This window comes from Fortiea contorta PCC 7126, from assembly GCF_000332295.1.
Classification (GTDB): Bacteria; Cyanobacteriota; Cyanobacteriia; order Cyanobacteriales; family Nostocaceae; genus Fortiea; species Fortiea contorta.
In genome coordinates this window covers 4,832,811-4,851,810 of the sequence record NZ_KB235930.1, presented here as the reverse complement: position 1 = coordinate 4,851,810, position 19,000 = coordinate 4,832,811, and the positions used below count along the sequence as shown (strand labels likewise).

The 19,000-nt window shown below is 40.4% G+C and carries 19 protein-coding genes and 27 tRNA genes; 8 read left to right on the top strand and 38 right to left on the bottom strand.

Annotated features, from left to right (window positions below):
- Window positions 1-22 precede the first annotated feature (22 nt).
- Window positions 23-1,222: a PDDEXK family nuclease gene (locus MIC7126_RS0122755; RefSeq protein ID WP_017655434.1), complete on the top strand. Its 1,200-nt coding sequence runs from the start codon at window positions 23-25 to the stop codon at window positions 1,220-1,222.
- 73 nt (window positions 1,223-1,295) lie between these two features.
- Here the strand turns inward: MIC7126_RS0122755 and MIC7126_RS32085 are convergent, their stop codons facing one another.
- From MIC7126_RS32085 to MIC7126_RS0122730, 5 genes are read right to left on the bottom strand one after another with little or no spacing between them, the layout of a single operon-like run.
- A complete protein-coding gene (locus MIC7126_RS32085) occupies window positions 1,296-1,895 on the bottom strand; it encodes a hypothetical protein (protein ID WP_238553676.1) in 600 nt (199 codons plus the stop codon).
- Window positions 1,828-3,048 (bottom strand): McrC family protein, encoded by a 1,221-nt coding sequence (locus tag MIC7126_RS0122745; protein WP_017655432.1) that lies wholly within the window; start codon window positions 3,046-3,048, stop codon window positions 1,828-1,830. Before MIC7126_RS0122745 ends, MIC7126_RS32085 begins: the two co-directional genes overlap by 68 nt.
- On the bottom strand, window positions 3,045-4,676 hold the full coding sequence (locus MIC7126_RS0122740; protein WP_017655431.1) for an McrB family protein: 1,632 nt from the start codon (window positions 4,674-4,676) through the stop codon (window positions 3,045-3,047). Before MIC7126_RS0122740 ends, MIC7126_RS0122745 begins: the two co-directional genes overlap by 4 nt.
- 51 nt (window positions 4,677-4,727) lie before the next feature.
- On the bottom strand, window positions 4,728-5,201 hold the full coding sequence (locus MIC7126_RS0122735; protein WP_017655430.1) for an ASCH domain-containing protein: 474 nt from the start codon (window positions 5,199-5,201) through the stop codon (window positions 4,728-4,730).
- A 21-nt stretch (window positions 5,202-5,222) separates the two neighbouring features.
- Entirely contained in the window at window positions 5,223-7,358 is a 2,136-nt protein-coding gene (locus tag MIC7126_RS0122730; protein WP_017655429.1) for a GNAT family N-acetyltransferase, read from the bottom strand.
- A 483-nt stretch (window positions 7,359-7,841) separates the two neighbouring features.
- Between MIC7126_RS0122730 and MIC7126_RS0122725 the strand changes: the two genes are divergently transcribed.
- The 3 genes from MIC7126_RS0122725 to MIC7126_RS0122715 are packed head-to-tail and all read left to right on the top strand — an operon-like array spanning window position 7,842 to window position 9,291.
- The gene (locus MIC7126_RS0122725) at window positions 7,842-8,207 is read left to right on the top strand and encodes a VOC family protein (RefSeq protein ID WP_017655428.1); all 366 of its coding nucleotides are present in this window, start codon (window positions 7,842-7,844) and stop codon (window positions 8,205-8,207) included.
- Window positions 8,208-8,248: 41 nt separating this feature from the next.
- Window positions 8,249-8,893 carry an AAA family ATPase gene (locus tag MIC7126_RS0122720; RefSeq protein ID WP_017655427.1) on the top strand — a complete coding sequence of 215 codons (645 nt, stop codon included), beginning with the start codon at window positions 8,249-8,251 and terminating at the stop codon, window positions 8,891-8,893.
- On the top strand, window positions 8,890-9,291 hold the full coding sequence (locus tag MIC7126_RS0122715) for a hypothetical protein (RefSeq protein ID WP_017655426.1): 402 nt from the start codon (window positions 8,890-8,892) through the stop codon (window positions 9,289-9,291). The genes MIC7126_RS0122720 and MIC7126_RS0122715 overlap by 4 nt, the downstream gene beginning before the upstream one ends.
- Window positions 9,292-9,339: 48 nt before the next feature.
- Here MIC7126_RS0122715 and MIC7126_RS30740 read toward each other — a convergent pair whose 3' ends face one another.
- From MIC7126_RS30740 to MIC7126_RS0122585, 30 genes are all read right to left on the bottom strand, one after another.
- Window positions 9,340-9,555 carry a hypothetical protein gene (locus MIC7126_RS30740; protein ID WP_154655955.1) on the bottom strand — a complete coding sequence of 72 codons (216 nt, stop codon included), beginning with the start codon at window positions 9,553-9,555 and terminating at the stop codon, window positions 9,340-9,342.
- Between the two features lie 21 nt (window positions 9,556-9,576).
- Window positions 9,577-9,659, bottom strand: a tRNA-Ser gene (locus MIC7126_RS30735).
- Between the two features lie 7 nt (window positions 9,660-9,666).
- Window positions 9,667-9,740 (bottom strand) — tRNA-His (locus MIC7126_RS30730).
- A 6-nt stretch (window positions 9,741-9,746) separates the two neighbouring features.
- Window positions 9,747-9,820: transfer RNA gene (locus tag MIC7126_RS0122705), tRNA-Ala, on the bottom strand.
- A gap of 4 nt (window positions 9,821-9,824) precedes the next feature.
- Window positions 9,825-9,899: transfer RNA gene (locus MIC7126_RS0122700), tRNA-Arg, on the bottom strand.
- Between the two features lie 6 nt (window positions 9,900-9,905).
- Window positions 9,906-9,981, bottom strand: a tRNA-Val gene (locus MIC7126_RS0122695).
- A 5-nt stretch (window positions 9,982-9,986) separates the two neighbouring features.
- Window positions 9,987-10,059, bottom strand: a tRNA-OTHER gene (locus MIC7126_RS30725).
- Window positions 10,060-10,082: 23 nt separating this feature from the next.
- Window positions 10,083-10,153 (bottom strand) — tRNA-Gly (locus MIC7126_RS0122690).
- Window positions 10,154-10,161: 8 nt separating this feature from the next.
- A tRNA-Thr gene (locus MIC7126_RS0122685) sits at window positions 10,162-10,235 on the bottom strand.
- Between the two features lie 30 nt (window positions 10,236-10,265).
- A tRNA-Met gene (locus MIC7126_RS30720) sits at window positions 10,266-10,342 on the bottom strand.
- Window positions 10,343-10,416, bottom strand: a tRNA-Leu gene (locus MIC7126_RS0122680). It abuts the tRNA gene before it with no gap.
- A gap of 6 nt (window positions 10,417-10,422) precedes the next feature.
- Window positions 10,423-10,497 (bottom strand) — tRNA-Lys (locus tag MIC7126_RS0122675).
- Between the two features lie 16 nt (window positions 10,498-10,513).
- A tRNA-Tyr gene (locus MIC7126_RS0122670) sits at window positions 10,514-10,588 on the bottom strand.
- 4 nt (window positions 10,589-10,592) lie between these two features.
- Window positions 10,593-10,670, bottom strand: a tRNA-Phe gene (locus MIC7126_RS0122665).
- Between the two features lie 20 nt (window positions 10,671-10,690).
- A tRNA-Leu gene (locus MIC7126_RS0122660) sits at window positions 10,691-10,764 on the bottom strand.
- A 3-nt stretch (window positions 10,765-10,767) separates the two neighbouring features.
- Window positions 10,768-10,844 (bottom strand) — tRNA-Pro (locus MIC7126_RS0122655).
- A gap of 4 nt (window positions 10,845-10,848) precedes the next feature.
- Window positions 10,849-10,926: transfer RNA gene (locus MIC7126_RS0122650), tRNA-Leu, on the bottom strand.
- A 5-nt stretch (window positions 10,927-10,931) separates the two neighbouring features.
- Window positions 10,932-11,005: transfer RNA gene (locus tag MIC7126_RS0122645), tRNA-Gln, on the bottom strand.
- A 5-nt stretch (window positions 11,006-11,010) separates the two neighbouring features.
- Window positions 11,011-11,086 (bottom strand) — tRNA-Asn (locus tag MIC7126_RS0122640).
- Window positions 11,087-11,095: 9 nt separating this feature from the next.
- Window positions 11,096-11,169, bottom strand: a tRNA-Phe gene (locus MIC7126_RS0122635).
- A 6-nt stretch (window positions 11,170-11,175) separates the two neighbouring features.
- A tRNA-Arg gene (locus MIC7126_RS0122630) sits at window positions 11,176-11,249 on the bottom strand.
- 6 nt (window positions 11,250-11,255) lie between these two features.
- Window positions 11,256-11,343 (bottom strand) — tRNA-Ser (locus tag MIC7126_RS0122625).
- Window positions 11,344-11,347: 4 nt separating this feature from the next.
- Window positions 11,348-11,432, bottom strand: a tRNA-Tyr gene (locus MIC7126_RS0122620).
- A 126-nt stretch (window positions 11,433-11,558) separates the two neighbouring features.
- Window positions 11,559-11,632: transfer RNA gene (locus MIC7126_RS0122615), tRNA-Glu, on the bottom strand.
- A gap of 149 nt (window positions 11,633-11,781) precedes the next feature.
- A tRNA-Trp gene (locus tag MIC7126_RS0122610) sits at window positions 11,782-11,852 on the bottom strand.
- Window positions 11,853-11,855: 3 nt separating this feature from the next.
- Window positions 11,856-11,930, bottom strand: a tRNA-Ile gene (locus tag MIC7126_RS0122605).
- A gap of 5 nt (window positions 11,931-11,935) precedes the next feature.
- Window positions 11,936-12,010: transfer RNA gene (locus MIC7126_RS0122600), tRNA-Cys, on the bottom strand.
- Between the two features lie 85 nt (window positions 12,011-12,095).
- Window positions 12,096-12,171: transfer RNA gene (locus MIC7126_RS0122595), tRNA-Asp, on the bottom strand.
- A gap of 200 nt (window positions 12,172-12,371) precedes the next feature.
- Entirely contained in the window at window positions 12,372-12,908 is a 537-nt protein-coding gene (locus tag MIC7126_RS0122590) for an HNH endonuclease (protein WP_017655424.1), read from the bottom strand.
- Window positions 12,909-13,334: 426 nt separating this feature from the next.
- Window positions 13,335-13,895: a hypothetical protein gene (locus MIC7126_RS0122585; RefSeq protein ID WP_017655423.1), complete on the bottom strand. Its 561-nt coding sequence runs from the start codon at window positions 13,893-13,895 to the stop codon at window positions 13,335-13,337.
- A 413-nt stretch (window positions 13,896-14,308) separates the two neighbouring features.
- Here MIC7126_RS0122585 and MIC7126_RS0122580 point away from each other — a divergent pair, with 413 nt between their 5' ends.
- Both MIC7126_RS0122580 and MIC7126_RS0122575 read left to right on the top strand, forming a co-directional pair.
- Entirely contained in the window at window positions 14,309-14,803 is a 495-nt protein-coding gene (locus MIC7126_RS0122580; RefSeq protein WP_017655422.1) for a DUF4365 domain-containing protein, read from the top strand.
- Window positions 14,800-15,342 carry a hypothetical protein gene (locus MIC7126_RS0122575; RefSeq protein ID WP_017655421.1) on the top strand — a complete coding sequence of 181 codons (543 nt, stop codon included), beginning with the start codon at window positions 14,800-14,802 and terminating at the stop codon, window positions 15,340-15,342. Before MIC7126_RS0122580 ends, MIC7126_RS0122575 begins: the two co-directional genes overlap by 4 nt.
- 100 nt (window positions 15,343-15,442) lie before the next feature.
- Here the strand turns inward: MIC7126_RS0122575 and MIC7126_RS0122570 are convergent, their stop codons facing one another.
- From MIC7126_RS0122570 to MIC7126_RS0122560, 3 genes are all read right to left on the bottom strand, one after another.
- Window positions 15,443-16,732, bottom strand: coding sequence for an IS1096 element passenger TnpR family protein (locus MIC7126_RS0122570; protein ID WP_017655420.1), 1,290 nt, complete (start codon window positions 16,730-16,732; stop codon window positions 15,443-15,445).
- Between the two features lie 77 nt (window positions 16,733-16,809).
- Window positions 16,810-17,121, bottom strand: coding sequence for a helix-turn-helix domain-containing protein (locus MIC7126_RS0122565; protein WP_017655419.1), 312 nt, complete (start codon window positions 17,119-17,121; stop codon window positions 16,810-16,812).
- Window positions 17,108-17,506, bottom strand: coding sequence for a type II toxin-antitoxin system RelE/ParE family toxin (locus MIC7126_RS0122560; protein ID WP_017655418.1), 399 nt, complete (start codon window positions 17,504-17,506; stop codon window positions 17,108-17,110). Before MIC7126_RS0122560 ends, MIC7126_RS0122565 begins: the two co-directional genes overlap by 14 nt.
- 230 nt (window positions 17,507-17,736) lie before the next feature.
- On the opposite strand from MIC7126_RS0122560, the gene MIC7126_RS28180 reads away from it, so the two are divergent.
- Both MIC7126_RS28180 and MIC7126_RS29670 read left to right on the top strand, forming a co-directional pair.
- A complete protein-coding gene (locus MIC7126_RS28180) occupies window positions 17,737-18,717 on the top strand; it encodes a GIY-YIG nuclease family protein (protein ID WP_017655417.1) in 981 nt (326 codons plus the stop codon).
- Window positions 18,718-18,894, top strand: a complete 177-nt coding sequence (locus tag MIC7126_RS29670; protein ID WP_161606864.1) for a type I restriction enzyme endonuclease domain-containing protein — start codon at window positions 18,718-18,720, stop codon at window positions 18,892-18,894. It abuts the gene before it with no gap.
- Window positions 18,895-19,000 lie beyond the last annotated feature (106 nt).

The window sequence follows — 19,000 nt, the reverse complement described above, 5'->3', positions numbered from 1 at the left end:
AATGCTATTAAGATAAACGTTTATGCCCTACCTGAAAGCCAAAAATTTAACAGTATCCTCTAAACGGCTTAATGATGAATTAGAAAAAGTTAATCCTCACTTAATATATGTAGGGGGTAAAATCAACTTTAAGTCAGAATTGCATTTAGAAGATTATATTGAAGATAATTTCCCAAAAATATTTCCTGACTTAGCTTTAGTCAAACGTCAACATAATATCAAAATGCAGCGATGTGATTTATTATGTTTGACTAAATCAGCTAAACAGCCAGTGATAATTGAGTTAAAGAATGAAGAAGATAGGGGTTTAGTCTCTCAGTTAACTCGTTATCGAAAAGCAATTTTGCAAGAGCAACCTTTTTCAGACATTATAGATTACTCTTTGCCAGTTAAGTTAATAGCTATTGCACCAGCTTTTCATGAAGATAACTATACAGATAAAGAAGCCTCAAAATTTGAAGATAATATTTACTTTTATGAGTTCGCTATTAAATTTCATCAAAGCCAACCTAAATTTCAAATCTGTAGTAAAAATTATGATATCCCTTACCCCATTTTAGGTTTACCTGATAATCAAATAAGTTCTGATTTATCCCAGAGAAGTTTATCAATTTTTATTATCAATTTTATAAGTAACTTACCTCTAGAGTATCGCCAGGATTTTACAGCTTTGCGAACATTATTAATGGCTCAACCAAAAGTGAAAGAAATGGTTAGCTCTACTTATAGAAAGGTATTATATGCCACTGGTGAAGGAGAAAATCATAAAAAACTAGCAGAAATAACTAATACTAGTAAAGGAGTTATATTATTTTTGTGGTTGCCTACTCATGTTAAAACAAATATAAAAATACCTGTAGCGCGATTTGGATTTGTCTTAGCTAAAGATAACAATCCTTTCTCAGAAAAATCCATTGTTGAATGGTTAGTCTGTACTAAAACTAATGTTAATTTGAAAAATCAACCTAATAATAATAATCTCGGACTCTCATTTAATAGGCATGGTATGGCATTATGGACTAAAGCTAATCAATACCTATTTCAAGCTTCGTTAGGGTCACAAAATACGTTTCAGTTGTTGATATATCTTTTGAAAGGTATTAAACCACCAATTGATGAGGAAACTTTTACATGGTGGAATTCATATAAAAGTAAAACTCCAGAGAATTTAGGTTGGTATATTGATTTAGCTATAAAAACTTGGAACTACAGTCTTAAATAGTTATTCAAATTGGTGTTGAGCTGGGATATGTGTAATTTTATGCAAGATGCCCTGAAAACTCTCACCATATAAGTTAATCCCACCAAGCATACAACTGTTGAGAATTAATCTCTAACTCATCGCAACCCCAGACAAATTTTACAAATTCACCTACGAAGTCTAAATCCTTTACCCCTTTAACTGTAATTGCATCAATCACCAAATCTGGGCTTTCTGTGTTATTAAAAACTACACCATCAAAAATTGCTGTTGCTTCTATACTCTTGCAACGTTGCCCAAATTCAATAAATGAACCAACTCTTGGAGCAGCATTAAAATTAGCATTTAGTGTAGTGTAGCCTTCTTGAAGCACTTGCTCCAATGATGACAAAGATAAACCCCGAAATTTGATTGCGTTAGGAGTATATTCAGTAATTGAGTTACCTAAAATTTCTTCAATACGTTGAACCATATATTTATATCCAGATTTAATGGACTGACACACATATATTTTTAAATAACTAAGCAACCTACATTCATAGGCTTTTAAAGCCTCTCTGCTTGCAGGGAAGAGGTTTGTAAAACGATTGAGAGCTTTTTGAGCAGTTTTATAGCCAGGAGCTTGCTTACCTAACTTCAGTTCCCAGTAAATCCTGTAAAAAACGATAACCTGCTTGTTCCAAATCCCCTTCAAGAGAAAAAATCAAGCTGCGAATTTGGATATTGCCAACTTTGATGTTCAACGGTTCTGCCAAGGACACTGGATAAATTAGAATTGCCTCTTGACACCCTTTTGCTTCCGCATAGGCGACCATTTGGTTAATATCAGCTGTCGTTGGCTTAGAGGCAGCTTTATACTTGGTATCTAACACATATCTGGCTAGCCCTGTTGCCATATCATAGAGTATCAAGTCAATGTCAAAGTATAATGCTTTACACTGCCCTAAGTATACTCTTTCTTGGGATTGGATATCTAACGCAAGTGTTAGCAGTACCGTTTCCCGATGAGCTTTCAGCCACTCTGCCACAAAACGTTCGTAGAGTTGTGACATATTAACCAAAAAGGGCAACGTCGCGTGTGTACCTGTTTCATGACTAGGTGCAATCTGTTCCAAAAAGAAGCGGCAAAGCGCGTGTAGAGAACGATAATCCTCATTCAAGCGGTTGTACTGTCGTCCTATACAAGTTCTGGGATTACATGCTTGCAATGTCACCAATCCCTGTAGTAGATGATATGCACGGCGCACTGTTGGCATTACCCTTTCCGTACACAAACCGCTACGGGCAATACACCAGAGCGTCCAAGCAAGAATTTGATTTTCTTCTACGTCTGCTGTGTGTTCTTCATGATGGCACTGGATGTTAGTATCCCACGGTCGAGCGGCAAGAAGCCGTACATCAATACGTCCCCGAACATAAGGCAAATGTTCTGTCTTGGGGATGTAGGCGCAGTAGAAACCCTGGCGACCTCGGTTGAGAATGCGACGGGCTAAAATATCAGCCAGCCGTTCATAAAATTCTAAGAGCGTTTGACAATCAACCAGTCCTGACAAAAAGCGAAAACTTTTGAGGTCATAGGCATACTCCAGCATTCGCAGAAGATTACCTAGCTTGACTTTCGGGTGCAGGGCAATGTGAAAATCACTCGTTAAGGGAATGTGACCAACCCATCCTTGGGCAGTTAGTCGCCAGCAAGAGCCTGTTTTTGGAGAAGGGAAATCTATACTCACTTGAGTATCGTAGTCACGCCACAACATTTCTCCAACTGCATCGGGAAATAGCGATCGCGGTAATAATTTGGGAACGTATTCAGTTAATTCTATTATCTGTGGTGATGTTACACTCATGGGTCAATTTGCTTCTTGACTTCGTTCCAGCGAAACTGATCTACTTTACTGGGTTGGTCAAAAAAATATTCTTCCAAATACGGCTCAATCTCCAGTTGCCAAACACTGTCAATCTGGTCAGCTAGGTTGCTTAAAAGAAAGAAGCTAATACCCACTTCGTTGTGAGGATTACCAATTGCCTGGTTCAACTTCATCAGCGTTTTAATCAACTTTTCTATTGGAAAATCAGTATTTGAGTGATATTGGTGGAGAATCTTATAGTTTGGGTAGAGAGGAATAAAGGCAAAGCGGCGACGGATGGCATGATCCACTAATGCAATTGAGCGATCTGCTGTGTTCATTGTGCCAATAATTCGTACATTGCTGGGAATGCTGAATACCTCACCTGCTGCCAAAGGCATTTTTTCGTCACGATACTCCAACAGATACATCAACTCACCAAAGACGCGGGCAACATTGGCACGATTGATTTCATCTATAATCAGTACGCATATATTCTGGCGACGACATGCCTCTTCACAAAAATTAAGAAACCGTCCATTAACCAGTGGATAATCTAGTTCTCCATCTATTCGTTGTGGGCGAATTCCTTGTATGAAGTCTTCATAAGTATAGGCTGGGTGGAACTGGACAATATCCACAAAACCATCACTGCCACCAGTCAGATATTGAGCCAATTTTTTGGCAACATATGTTTTACCTGTGCCTGGAGATCCGTAAAATATTGCCTGCTTTTTACGCTCTATTGCCTTTAACCAGTTTGAAAGTGTCTCCTCTTCTATTCCAGTATCCAATGCACATTGACTTAGAGAATATTCTGGCTGCATTTCTATTGCTTCAACATCATGAGGGATTTCACTAAACTCATCTATTGGGGAAAGTTTCTGTCCTGAAAAATCATATTTTTTAACAGCAACTAGCCAATGACAGAACATATCGAATAAGTCATCGTCTCGCATAGATGGTACACCAGTCTGACGCATATCAGGAGCTAATTCTTGAATTAATTTTTGTCCTGTTGCGTTAACTGCTGGATAATCTATCAGCTTCTGACTATAAGATTTCCCTGTAAAGTAATTGATAACCTGTCGTGATTTGTTATTAATTAGTAAAAAGTCATCTGGTCGGAGTGCATTCAGGATAGGTGTGAGCATTCCTGTTTGTAAGCCTTTGGTATAAGGTAATTTTGAGAAATTCTTACAAGCCTCTCCCAACTCAGTAGGGTTTTGATTACATTGACGGACGAAATTAAAAATGGCTTGAGATATATTTGGCCAGTCTTCTGATTTTGTCCAACGCGCACCTTCAAACCACATCTTAATGTCTTTGTCGATCGCTGGGGCATGATGTATCCAGACATTTCTTTGACTGTTGTTAGCCGTGGGCGCGTAGGGGAGAAGTTGTAGTAGAACTACCTCGGTTATATCTTCTCCAGACTCGTAGTCCGAAGAGATCGCTTGAAAATTCTCTTTACCTTTCTGACGCTGCTCATGGTAAACCTTCTGATGACGCAATCCAGCCTGAGTATAAGGATAAGAGCTAATAAATTCTTTAAATAACTTTATAAATTCGTTATTTTTCGCTAATATAAAAACTTGTCTGTTATTATGTAGTTTTTTTGTACTCATCTAGTTATCGCTCATACAATAGCACGGGAGCATAGCTCTTAATCTTTAATATTAGTTATTTGCCATCTTTGAAGGATTTTCCCCTCCTAACAGCATAATAGTTTCATATTCTTCCTCATTAAGATAACGATAGCTTTGGGGTGGACGTAAGTAAGATATTTTATCTTTTAACCGATTTAATTCAATCGGGGTTTCAAATTTTTTCGCATTTATAAAATAAATTCCTACAGCAACTGATGCACCTTTATAATATTGGTAAAAGTCTTTACGTCTGATACCAGCATGGTCTTTAACTTGTTTCCATAATTCTTTTAAATCATTTTTTGAAGCTGATTTCTCAATAACAAAATCCACCTCAAAAAAGCCTATAAAAGTTTTTTTAGGAGATGATACATACACAAAAACAATATCTCCTGTTTTTACACGAGTTCGTACCCTACGTAATTCCACTTTTTTCGTTCGGTCTTCAAAAATTTTATTGGCATACTCAGGTTTAACTGAAATTAATAGTATGTGGCATGGCATGACAATTTCTTACATGGAATATTATTTAGTTCCTAAATTATACAATTTTATAAATGATTCGGTATTAATTTTATAAGGTGAAATAAGCAATAAATTATCTTTATTCAAAATTTGCTGTAATTCTTGAAAATATACAGGATTCTTAAATAATTCTGTATCACTAAATCGAATTGCCATAATATTACCACTTTTATCTTTGTGTATATTTTCAACATTATTTTCGTTGTAAACTCCTAATCTTTGAAAACGTCGGTAAAGTTCTTTAGATTTACCTATAATTACTTCATCTACATAAGAACAAGCACCAATATAACCGACATCCTGAAAACCTTTACCTTGACCTTCACCTTGAGTTTCGCTCACATACCAAAGAATTCGACAAGGAGCATTTAAACCTCTAGAGTTTTGTATGGCTCGATAGTAAACTGCTTCACGATTGAATGCTAATTCTGGTTTAGAGCCAAATCCTGGCAAAGCAAGCATTTGCTTTCCTAAATGTTCATCAAATAAATAGGAAGCCCATCTTGGTTGAATCGGGATAATAAATGTAGTAAGTTCAGAATCAGTAATTTTTGCAGGAAACAGAAATCGTTCGATATCTACTGATAACTGAGCATCTAGAACTATGCTTTCCTTATTAAGGTTCTTAGCAATTTCCTTAATAAAATTATATTCTTCACCAAATTCAGTAGCTAAATTAGTCAGATTATTGGATAATTCCACACAACTCTGTGTAACTGACAGATTTGCTTTTAACCACCCATTATTTACTTTAACAAATACATCTTCTTGAATAGCTTCAATAACAGTTTCTTCTGGATATGAGTCAGTAATTCTTGTGAAATATCGTTGGTCACGCGCTGATTTTAATATAGATTTAAAAAGTATGTGTCGTGCAAGTGTAGACGAAAGATTATGATTACCGACTCGAATTATTGGAATTTCTAGTTCCTGATTTTTCTGCTTCCCATACACAATTAAAGCAAGCGGAACATTATTTGACTCTCTCACTAAAATACATTCAAATTTATCATGTTCTGTCAAATAACGTCGGAGTTTTTGCTGAAATGCTGTTTTGTTTTCTTTTAATTTATAATTGTGGAAATAATTTGCTAAAAAGTCTTCCTGCCCACGTTTTACCTGTATTTGTTCTAAGTGTGTACCAGAAAACCGTACAGGTTGGTAGTCAGGTTTATCGCGGAGTTCATCTAGCCGATTTATAAGTTCTTCAGGGTGAATAACAGACAACCTAAAGTTTTCATAGATTATATCTGCTAAATCTAACAATTGCTTATCTCTACTTAAAAATACATGAGATTCGGATGTGATACTCCTAGCAATATAACGTAAGTTATAATCATCAATTACCAAATTATATTTGATGATTATTTTTTGCAGAAGATTTAAATTTTCCTCTAATCTCTGATTGTTGCAAGGTAAGCAAGTAAAAGATTGTGCAAAATAATGCTGACTATCCCTCTCTTGACTGTTATCAATTCGGTTAATTTGATTAAATATTTCATCATTAATGCACAAATTTAATTCAGTCTGCACCCAGTCAGCTAGTAATATATTTTCCTCTTCACTATCAATATTTTCATTATTTTCCTCTGCATATAAGTCCAGAAAAATATCAGGAGCAATCATTGCACACAACTTAGACTCAAGTTGCTGCTGAATCATTGTAGAAAATAGAGGAAGAGGATTGTGTTCAAACACCCAAGGAGTCAGGATTGTTTTCTCCTTTTTACCCCTGCCTGCTAAATCCTCGCCGGCAATAAAGCCAAAGCTCGACCACATCCCTTGTAGGTTATAATCGCGACGGCACTTTAGCTTAATTCCGCGAGAAGATGTTGTTATTTGTTTGAGGCGATCGACAAGTTGTTTGGCTACTTTCTTACCCTGATATGAAGGATCGATACACAGATGAGTGATGGCGAACCAGTCCCGTGAACGTCGATATAACAGGTAACCAACGCAGCTACTTTCCGAATCAAGTGCTACAAGGATTTGACGACGTGCTGCATGATCCTCAAATGCTCCTTTGGGAAAACAACCTAGTCTTTTTGAGTTAGCTCGCCACAGTTTTTTGACTGTTGCTAGGTATGGGGAATGATTATCTATCGCTTCAATTTTGAACTGTGCGTCAGTTTTCACTTTTTGGTTACCTTTTCCAGTTTCATAGTTACTTTTTTCGGTTCTTTAGTAGCAAATTTGTCACTTTGTCAATCCTGTGAGGTAGCTGGGGCAGAGAAAGATTTAAAAACGACAATTTTACTCAGAAGCATTTATATTTTCCTCGGTTAAGTTATTTGTATAAATATATACTTATTTTCAATCTTTAACCTTAACTTCCCGAGATCCAAGAGCCTCAATCACGCAAGAAAGGTTAACAGCATTGGCTCTCGAAAGCATTACTATAGCTTGATTGTTGCAACTCAAGTAAGAAATTCCCGTCTCAAATTTCTTACTTTGAGGTTTTTTATACCTTTTTTACCATCTGCTGGCTGCATCTAGGCGATCGCTCCAAGTTCAAGTTGAACTTGTCCCTTCCTCTTGTTCCAGTAACACTTGTTTTCCTATGCCATAACTAAATCACTGATAAACTTAATGCAGTAATGCAGTGATGCAGTAAAATTAATGTCTCACCCTGAGTTAAGTCTGATAGTTTTAAGAACTGGTGATGTTCTGAGTACATTATTTTTTTACAGAGCTTTGGGACTGAGGTTTGAGCAAGAGTGTCACGGTCAGGGGTTGATTCATTATGCTTGTACGTTAGGCACAAGTACAATCGAAATTTATCCAGGAACCGAGGGATCTGCACCCCAACCCGTACAAGGTGGTGCAACTATGCTTATTTTTCGGGTATCCTCCATTGATCATGTACTCACTCAACTTCAAGAAATTAGCGATACTGTATTACCTACTATCCATTCCAGTCGGTGGGGTCGTCGGGTGGTGCTAACTGATCCTGACGGTCGGAAGGTCGAGCTTACAGAACTATGATATTTTTTTCATTAATGCAGTAATGCAGTAATTAAGTAAGTATGTCAGTAATTGCGTTTATCAATCAAAAAGGTGGTTGTTCCAAGTCAACATCTGCTGTACACATCAGCTGTTGGTTATCTCGCAAGGGGCACAAAGTTCACTTGCTAGATGCCGATGCCCAGCGTAGTAGTTCCATTTGGCTCCAGTCGATGGAAGGTGGCGAGATTCCTACTACTGTACTGCAATCACCCGATGAACTCTTAGAGCAAATCCCAGAATTAGCGCAAAAGTGTGATTATCTGATTGTGGATGGGCCAGCTGGTTTATCTGAAGCTAGCAGGGCGATATTATTCAGGACTGACCTAGCTGTGGTTCCCTGTCAGCCCACAGGTCTAGACCTACAATCTGCTAGTGATGCTGTTCGCCTGATTAAACAAGCTCAGTCAGTGCGTGGTGGTGCGCCCAAAGCAGCAATATTTGTTAGCCGTGCTGTCAAAGGGACAAAATTACTCGATGAAGCGATCGCACTGTTATCTAAAACAAAAGAGGTAACGGTGCTGAAAACGGTGATTCACCAAAAACAAGCGATCGCTGACACCTTTGGTCAAGCTGCAACCATTTGGGATTTATCAGGCCGTCCAGCAGCAGAATCAGGGCGGGAATATGAGCGACTATTTAAAGAAATTTTGGGGATGCTCAAATGACTAAAAAACGAAAATCCCTGGATGATGCCCTGGCGCGTGAGTTTGTTTATGGTGAGTCAGCTACAAAGGAAACTCTCCCACCGCAAGTGAACGCGAACCTGGAAGATGAGAAGGATGAGGAGCCAGCACCAGAACAACCAACAACTCAAAACCAAACTCAGCCAGAAGTGCAACCCCAGCCTACACCTACACCTACACATACACCTCAAGCAACCAAGCCTAGTATTATGTCCCAACTCCAGCCAGCCACTCCCAAGGAACCAACAATTAGACTAACTGTGGATTTAACTGAGTCAATGCACCGTAAGCTGTCTGTATTGGCGGCGAAGACAGGTAGGAAAAAGGTTGAAATTGTGCGGTTTCTGCTGGATGAAGCACTGAAAGAAGTTGAAGAGTAATGCATTACTGCATTACTGCATTACTGCAGTATTTAAGTAAATAAGTATTTATGAGGCGATGCGTGTAATACTGCGATCGCCTTTTCTAATGCTTGACCCTGCTTGTGGTACTGGTGCATTTGTGTTGGGTGCGCTGCGATCAAGTCTTCTGGATGAACCACCACAAATGAAGGCGATGGCTCCACCCGCCGTAGGCATCGCAGAAATAATCCACCAGGGAGGTACTGCCCCTCCTATGACTGTGTTATCAGCACAGCGCCTCACTTTTCGGCTTCTGGTGGAAGGCGGAAGATGGAAGAATCGAACTCCCAGGTATTACCCTGCTCTAGTTTTCAAGACTAGTTGCCCTCCCTTGAGCAGCATCTTCCATTTAGGGGTGTCTGGCGGGACTTGAACCCGTTATGACTGGTTCCACAAACCAGCGCCGCGACCGCTTTGGCTTCAGACACCATCAGTGGAGCCAAGGGGATTTGAACCCCTAACCTCCTGTGTGCAAGACAGGCGCTCTAGCCATTTAGAGCTATGACCCTATGTGGCAGGAGTGAAGGGACTCGAACCCCTACAAATCGATTTAGAAGATCGATGCCCATCCATTAGGCGACACTCCCATCAATTGGTAGCCCTGACAGGAATTGAAAGAGCGACTTCCTCTTTGTAAGAGAGGCACTCTCCCCACTGAGTTACAGGGCTATGAAAGCGAGTGATGGGACTCGAACCCATACGCTCTCGTGTGGCGCACTCAGATGCTAGCCACTACATCACACCCGCATTGACGAACTTATAAGGTTCAGAGCGATCGACGAGACTCGAACTCGTACCGTGAGTTTGGAAGACTCTGATGCTGCCTTTACACCACGACCGCACTAATTAAGCTGGTGACAGGAGTTGAAAGAGCAACCTACTGATTACAAGTCAGTTGCTCTACCACATTGAGCTACGCCAGCAAAAGCAGACGGCGGGGACAGTCTGTATACTGGACGCGGGGGTGAGAGTTGCACTCACCGTTTGCAGCTTATGAGACTGCCGAGCCGAAGAATGCTCTATCCCCGCATACCCCTGACAGGAATCGAACCTGCAACAAACCCGGTTTAAGCGGGCTACGTCTGCCAATTGCGTCACAGGGGTAAAATTTGGTGGGCGCTACAGGGGTCGAACCTGTGTCAGCCTGATTAAGAGTCAGGAGCATAACCGTTCTGCCAAACGCCCATGTTTATTTGATATTTGGTGGGTCGCCCAGGGGTTGAACCTGGATAAGTCCGCGCTATAGGCGGCTGCATACCCGCTCTGCCAACGACCCAAATTGGTACTCCCGACAAGAGTTGAAAGAGTAAGAATTCCGTATTTCAAACGGAAGCGTTTACCAATTTCACTACAGGAGTATGGTTGGGCAATTGCCCAGTACCCTTGGTGGGAGTCGAACCCACAAAATCTGGTTTCTAAGACCAGCACGTTTGCCAGTTTCGTCACAAGGGCAAATGGTCGGGATGGTAGGATTTGAACCTACGGCTCCTTGTCCCCAAAACAAGGCTTCTAGACCACTGAATTACATCCCGATATTGGTACTCCCGGTGGGATTTGAACCCACACACAGACTGTTTTTGAGACAGCCGCCTCTTCCAATTGGGCTACAGGAGTATAGGCTGGGAAGGAAGGAATTGAACCCTCAAACTTCGCATTCAAAGTGCGACGGCTTTGCCTGTTTGCCTACTTCCCAATAAATGGCTGCCCCAGTAAGAGTCGAACTTACAACAAAAGCGGTTAACAGCCGCTTGCTCTGCCATTGAGCTATGGGGCAATGTGCCAGTCCCCCAGGTCAGTATCGAACTGACGACCTCCTGTTCTTCAGACAGGCGCTACTACCAACTGAGCTACCAGGGGATAAGGCGAGAACGGAGGGACTTGAACCCCCAACCTTCAGGTTCGTAATCTGAGATGCAATCCAGTTACACCACGTTCTCATAAGGCGGAGAGAGAGGGAGTTGAACCCACAGTGAGATGCTGAATCCCACGACTGTTTAGCAAACAGCTTGCCCTGCCAATAGCAATCTCTCCATAATGGGCCGGGTAGGATTTGAACCTACGAAGCACATAGGCATCCGTTTTACAGACGGCTTCCTTCAACCGGACTTGGATACCGACCCAAATCAACGTTCACTTTGTAGAAATACATCCACAAGGGATGGAGTGAAGGGGAATCGAACCCCTATCCAGCAAGCGTCCGTTTGTTGGTTTCGTTGCTGTCGATCGCCATTCGTCACCCCATGAGGCAGTGCAGACGGGACTCGAACCCGCTAATTACACGCTTGAAAGACGTGCCGCTCGGCCACTTCGCTTCTGCACCAAGAAAAAGATTTCTACCACATACAAGTTTGAGAAGCTGTTTTTAACAGCCTCCAGGTTTGGCGGAGGCTGTAGGAGTCGAACCTACTTCGGTTTTTTTAGACCGATTAACCAATATGTAAGCTTCTCGTGTTAGGACACGCAGTAGAACGCACAGACAAGGATTTGAACCCTGACCAAAGGTTTTGGAGACCCTGATGCTGCCGTTACACCATCTGTGCATTTGGTAGCAGCGATGGGAGTTGAACCCATATACTCTCGGTTATGAGCCGAGTACCTTGCCGTTAGGTGACGCTGCAACGTCTGGAGTCCAGGGCGAGAATTGAACTCGCTGGGGGAGGTTTTGCAGACCAACACCCTACCATTAGGCGACCTGGACATATTTGGAAGCCGTGACGAGAGTTGCACTCGCTTCTCTCTGAGTGAGAACAAGAGCGACTTTTCTATTCGTCCACAAGGCTACACGGGGATGATGGGATTTGAACCCACGTTCTTTCGCTCGACAGGCGACTGCTTTAAACCGGACTAAGCTACACCCCCACGTTGGGTGGCAATTATTCAGTTTTCATGGTTCTGAGGTGTTTGCTCTATGCCTTGTTGAGAGGCTGTAGTGCTTTACTACATTTATGCTACATAATGTATTACAAAGTGTCAAGGGCGTACTACAAAATTTTTTTGAGAAGTGAGAGGACATTGTGATGTAATTGCGGTATTGTCCTCTCTGACTAAGATTGAGTAAATTACTCAGATTCACTCAGGCGTTGTGCGTTCCAAAATTGTTCAGCAAATGCAACTGCTGGGTGAATTGGGGCTTTGGGCTTGGTTTTCAGTATCATTCCTGCTTCATGCGGCAAGCGATCACTCTTGGTTGAATTGCATTTTTCACACGCTGTTACAACGTTGTCCCAAGTATGCTGTCCACCTTTTGAGCGGGGTATTACATGGTCAAGCGTTAGATGCTTGGTACTACCGCAGTATTGGCAGGTGTGGTTGTCTCGCCTCAAAACTTCACGACGGTTGACAGGAGGTACTTTCCAATGCCGTTCGGGATTGCCAACAGTTAAGCGGATATGTTCTGGTACTTGTAGTACAACGCTGGGAGAACGAACTTCCCACTGCTTTGTAGTACCAAAATTCACAGACTCTGCTTGACCTGTGACTAATAGCACTATTGCCCGTTTAATGTTGATGCGTGCTAGTGGTAGGTAGTTTTTAGAGAACACCACCACTGAGTTTTGTAATATGTGTGGTTGCTGAAAAGGTGGTTGAGCTTCCATGTGATTCACTCCTGAAAAAATAACCCCCGCCTCTGGTGCTCAGGTGCGGGGGTCAGATAGTTGATACTTTTGTCCCTATGTTGGTGCTAGACATCTGCACCTCCCGCTCTGGATAAGTTGATCTGGATTCAGCCATTCGGCAATTGCTCCCAAAACGCCTACATTTGTAGATTTATCGGCGCAGCTAAAGCGATATGTTCTTCCCTCAAACGCAAACAGCGCAACAACTCTGCCTAAACCCTTGTTGGGTTGGCAATGTATCGCGCTACTAATGGTTAAGGACAATCTGCGGCTCATTGAAGGCTTGTAGTATTTGTAATTAAGGTTATTTTTAATAATACAGTTGTAACATGGGTTTGTCTAGCACCTGTTTTGGAGGATGAGGGGCGATCGCAGTTAACCCACTGATTTGCTTTCGATTGGAGTTTACTTGATGGGATGGTAAAGCCCGTCATTCTGATATCGCCACCCTGTACTACTGGGATCTCGATTGCGGCTCCAGCTTTCAAACTCAGATTGACTCTTGCTTTTTTGCTCACGCGCCAGGGTTGCCGTATCAACTCCCAATCTTTTAGCTAAATTCTCTGCTAGGAATGGCTGAAGTTCTATTGATTGGGGAACTTGGCTATTGTACGGGTAAGCCTGCCTTCTTGCACTTTTGTAGGGCTGCCCTGACAATTGGGTTAGCCTAGTTGCCAAAGCTTCTAGCCTTTGTTCTAGGCTGCTCAACCGTTGGGAATGCTGCCCTAATTTATTATCTACACGCGATTCTACACCGTTAGCAAGACGTTCTAATTCTGTTTCTAGTTGAGAAAGACGGGTTTCTACATCAGTTTCCATACCATTTACTTCACCCAGGACGTAACGTAGACCCTGAATCACTAAATCTGTGGCGGTGGTGTTGCGCTCTTTGGCTGCGGCTCTAAGTGCTTGGACTAAGGGCTTGGGTAGTTTGAAGTTGATTGATTCCCGTTCAACTTTCGCCATTTCTACACTTGGTTATACACATCCGGTGTAGACAGTTTACCGCTTTGTGATGGCTTTTCCCCCAGAACTGGGAGCGATGATCAAAGACCCGCCTTTAGAGCGGAACGCTCCGCGAACGGCAATTGCGCGGAACGCAGTGCAATCATGCAATCACAGCTTGGAGAGGCGAGACAGATCGGGCGTAGAGGTTGTTACATTCTCGACGCTTGACTGTGTGTGATGGCGCAGCCCGCCGCAGGCATCACCTGACGGGGTAATGGGAGGCTGGATTGTCGCGTCACCACCCATCCCGGCACTGCTGGGTGCAGTTTGCTCTAATTAATTGGAACTAGGAATAATTACGGCTAATTTAGGTAAATTTATCAATAGTATGTGCTGTTTTTTTCTATGAAACATTCCCTGATGATAATTTAATGGACATCAATCAACAAAAAGAACAATTTAGCATTACCTATGTTAGAGCCATCGCCGCCGTTGCAGGTTATTCTTTATATAGACCAGAAGTTGATAACGACAGCGTAGATTTAGGCATAGTTAGCAGAGGTGGCACAGGTAAAATCCTTTCTCCTAGACTAGAACTACAACTAAAATGTACAGCTAGAGATATTCTTGAGGAAAATTATATTAAATATCCCCTCAATCTCAAAAATTATAATGATTTAAAAATCAATGCCCTTGTCCCTCGGATCTTAGTACTCGTTTTAGTTCCTGAAAAGATAACAGACTGGATAAAACAAACCGAAGATGAACTGTGTCTAAGACATTGTGGTTACTGGGTATCATTGCGCGGAATGCCAGACACCGAAAATCTAACCAATGTTACTATTGAAATACCCCGTAGTAATCAGTTGACACCCCTATCACTCCAATCCATTATTCAACGCATTAGTTTTGGAGATTTGCCATGAAAGTTACTATCAAAGATAGTGAAATACTCAAAACTGTTAACCCTGATGTTATCCAGGCACACTTGCAAGCAACAGGTTGGCATGAAACAGGGCGTATATATAATGATGCTGGGGCAATTTGGCGACTGAAAAAAGATGCCACTCCTGAATATGAAATCTTGCTACCTCTCCAACATAATTTAGGAGATTATGCCGAAAGAATCAGCGATATATTAAAAACATTATCGGCAGTAGAAAATCGTGACCAAGTTGATATATTAAGTGAATTTATTACCAATTATCCCAACTTCACGGTTCTTGGTGTAGTCATGCAAATTGCTACTCCTTCTCTTGATAAATTGAGTGGAGAAATTACTTTACTTGGGTCAATTTTTGAAAAATTACAAGAAATAAAAACCGAACTAGCTGACCATGATTATATCTTAGCTATTAAAGCTTATCAGGAACGTTTACCAATTCGTTGCACAGGCGATTTAGTAAAAGAAGACAGTCATTTCATTCTCAAAAATCCTCAAAAAATTCAAATTAATAATATTTAAATCTTTAGGTCTTGCCTAAATAAGTTCTGATATCGAGCCACTCATCTACTTTTGCAAACGCTATAAATTAAGCAAAGATGTATTTTTAGAACAATAAATTTTAATCTTTATCAGGTTCTATAAAATATACTTGCCATTCTCGTTCTTCTTGCTCTGGAGGTTGACCATGAGATTCTAGAACTTGTGGTTGTTTTATCTGACTATTGTCAGTGTCAATTTCCTCTAGGTATAAATCAAATTCCCATTCTTCCAATAAATCAAAGATAAATTGTAAATGATTACCTACCTCTAGGGATAAATCACCTAAGCGAAAATCGCAGGTATTAGGGGGAATTTCGACAAAAGGATGATTAAATTCCTTAGTTCTTCCTAAACGGTCTTTGTGAATAAATCTGTAGAGGTGTTCCGGGTCAAAATCAAATGCTTGCACAATTGCGGCAGCAACTTCATCTAAATTCAAGTCGCTAGGAATAGCAATCCGCCGCCAAGCATCTTGCAAAGTGGCTTTAAATATATGAATACCCTCTGTAAAACCGCCTTTGGCAATCACTAAAGTTTGTGACCATTCAGGGAAATAAGGTTGGAAATAAGGTTTTAAATTGTCAAAAGCAATGCGAAAATCTTCTCTAATTTCGGCATAATCTTCTACTTTTATATTTGAGCGATTTTCTGTTAATACAGCCATGATGGCATTCCCCCAAGGTAAGGGTTTTACATGAGTAAAACGCCAGCCTTTAGCGGCTTGTGGTTTGACTGATGTCAGTTCAATTAATCCAAATAAATGTAAAAGAGCGAGATTATGTAAACCAGGATAATAAACTAATTTATCTTGTTCTGAATAATTAGAGAAATTTAATCCTGATTCTGAGAGTTTTTGCCAAAATAATAAACAGCGATATGCTTGGTCAAACATATCTCTTTGGTCGCCTAATAGTTCACTTTCTCCCCAAACTAACCAAGATTCTAACAGGGTGAAATATTGTTCTGTGGGGTTTAATCCTTGCCAAATTGGCAGAAGATTTTGGTCTAAAACCAATTTGGTCTTTTTACCTTCGGTAATAACTTGAGACAGTCCAGAGGTGCGGAGGAGGAAATAAAGACCGTGAATATAAGGATAGGATTTTTGTACAGGACGTTTGAGATTAATATCTATGGAATAACTCAATTGAGAGTTAAGTTGCTGGAGATATTTAAGAGAGAATTGGTGATGATTGCTACTAACTTCAACGCCTTCGGGTTGGAGAAATTCTAAAATAGTTTGAAAATCCCGCAGAATTGTTCCTGGGGTATTTTGACTGATAGTTTTTTGTTGAAGTAGTTGTTTTTTATCTTCCGTCAGTGGTAGTTTATCTTTGATTTGTTCTGGAATAAGAGAAAATAGTTTAATCATCTGACTTGAGAGGAGGAATTTGTTCGGCGGTTAATGTAACCACTTGACCATCTTGCCAATTTGGGAATAACGTCTTACTATGCGCTCTGTTCATGTTCCATTGGAGCAAGCTGAATAACTACCCTTTGATTGAGAGCATGAGCGATTTTTTGCAGCATTGAAAGGGAGTGTCCCTCGTAATCAGCATCTTCAAGCCGCGCAATCACAGGCTGTTTTGTCCCAACAAGTTCAGCAAGCTGTTTTTGTGTTAACCCCGATGAAGTTCTGGCTTCATAAATTAGCTGTGCCACCTCTGCATTAATAGAGGCTTCCTCCACCATTGCCTCAAGCTCAGGGTCGCTGCTAGTCATCTTGTTAATGATTTTTATCGCATCGCTAGTCTTCGCCATCCTCTTGTTCCTCTACGTAGGTGTGAACTTCTGGGTTTTCTTCAAATAAAAGCTTTCGTGCTATCGCCCGTTCAATATCAATTGGTGGTACAGCTGCTTCTTCCTTTGTAATGGCGTGTGCGAGAATTGCCACATTTTGCCCATGAAAGAAGTACAGAATGCGATATTGCACATGAATATGCTTTGCTCTAAGCTCATATATCCCGTCGCGCAAGTAATCAGCCGCCGGACGACGGAGTTCGTAACCTGAAGCCGCAAGTTGTTTGATTCGAGCAACACAGTTTGCATAACCTTTGCGGTCTTCTTTCAAAAGTCGCGTCAGCCATTCAAGGACAGGAACTTCCCCTTCTTCTTCCTGGTAGAAAACAACACGGGTTTCAGGCACAGCATACCCTCTAAATATATCAATATTGTTATATTAAGGCAACATAGGAAACGAGACGCGCGGGCTATATGACGTTTCTCCTTAATTGAAAAATCTAACTTTGTTACAAAAATGCCAATTATTAAAGTTACAGATGACGAACTTTTAGTTGCAGTTTACACTAAGTAAACTCTACTATGTACTAGTTTAAAAAATCAGAAGTAAATATTAAATAATAATTGGCACTATATATGAATGCTGACGAGTCAATTTTAAATTTAGAGAAGGTTGATTTAAAAAATAAACATTTGTTACCAGAATATTCAGGCATTTACTATGTATTAGATGAAAGCAATATAGTATGGTATATAGGAAAAGCAAAAAATCTTAAAAAGAGATGGAATGGTAAAGCGCACCATAGACTTTACCAATTATCATCACAGAGTAGAAAAAAGTTTTATATATATTACAAGAAGTTAAGCGAAATCAACCTAGATGAAGAAGAGAAAAAATTAATAGCACAGTACAGACCGCATCTTAATAGCAGTCCAGTCAAGAAAAAAAGGGTTTTACCTGCTGAAAATCTGTTAAGAGAAACAATACTCAAATTACCAGATTTTTTAGTAGTTTTAGGTATAGAGCCACCCAGACAGATAAATAAAAATGCCATCACACCTGACTGGTGGTTAAAAAAGAAACTAGCAGGATTACAAATTATTCATCTTGTGCTTGATTGGGAAAAACTAAGAGAGTTCGCCGAACAAGATATAGAAATATCTAGTGGTATATTAGGTTATGTATTTGGGACTAGAAAAGCTTATTCTAACCTTTGGGAAGCACCACACAAGGAATATGTAAGAAGATATGGTGTAGTCCAGTGCAGGATTTTGGTAAATGGGTATGTTGTTGAAGTCAGTGTTTTAGATAACGTTAGTCAGATTTTAACTAAAACTAGAATGGGGACTTTAGCTGGTGAGCAAATAAAAATTGTAGAAGCAGATATATTAGATCAAATCAAAGCAGACCTAAAAATTCCAATTCCCAAAGATTTTGTCAATAAAATAAAACCTTACTTGCAAGACCCGATAAATTTAGTTTTTAATGATGACATAGATAAAGAAACTTTAGGAAAACAAATATACAAAATAAAAGAAGAGTATAAGCAAGGTCTTAGAGGAGTTGGTAGTAGAATTGCCAAACGAATTTCTAAAGGTGAATCCAATGCCTCATAAATCGCCAGCAACGTCACCAATGACTGTACTGTGAAAGAGAGTGTCAAAGCGAACCTGCGAAGGCTAGTCAAGCGTCTGCTGCGGAAATATGGCTACCCACCAGAGAAGCAGGAGAAGGCAACGGTGAAAGTGCTGCAACAGGCTGAGTATTGTGTAGAGATTAGGCGGCGTGAGTAGTAAAGGCTAGTATTGGACTGTACTAAAGCACAATACCCAAAACTGGAGTATACTGTATTTTTTTGAAACAACGTATTAATAGTACGCATCTAAATTAGTATCAAAA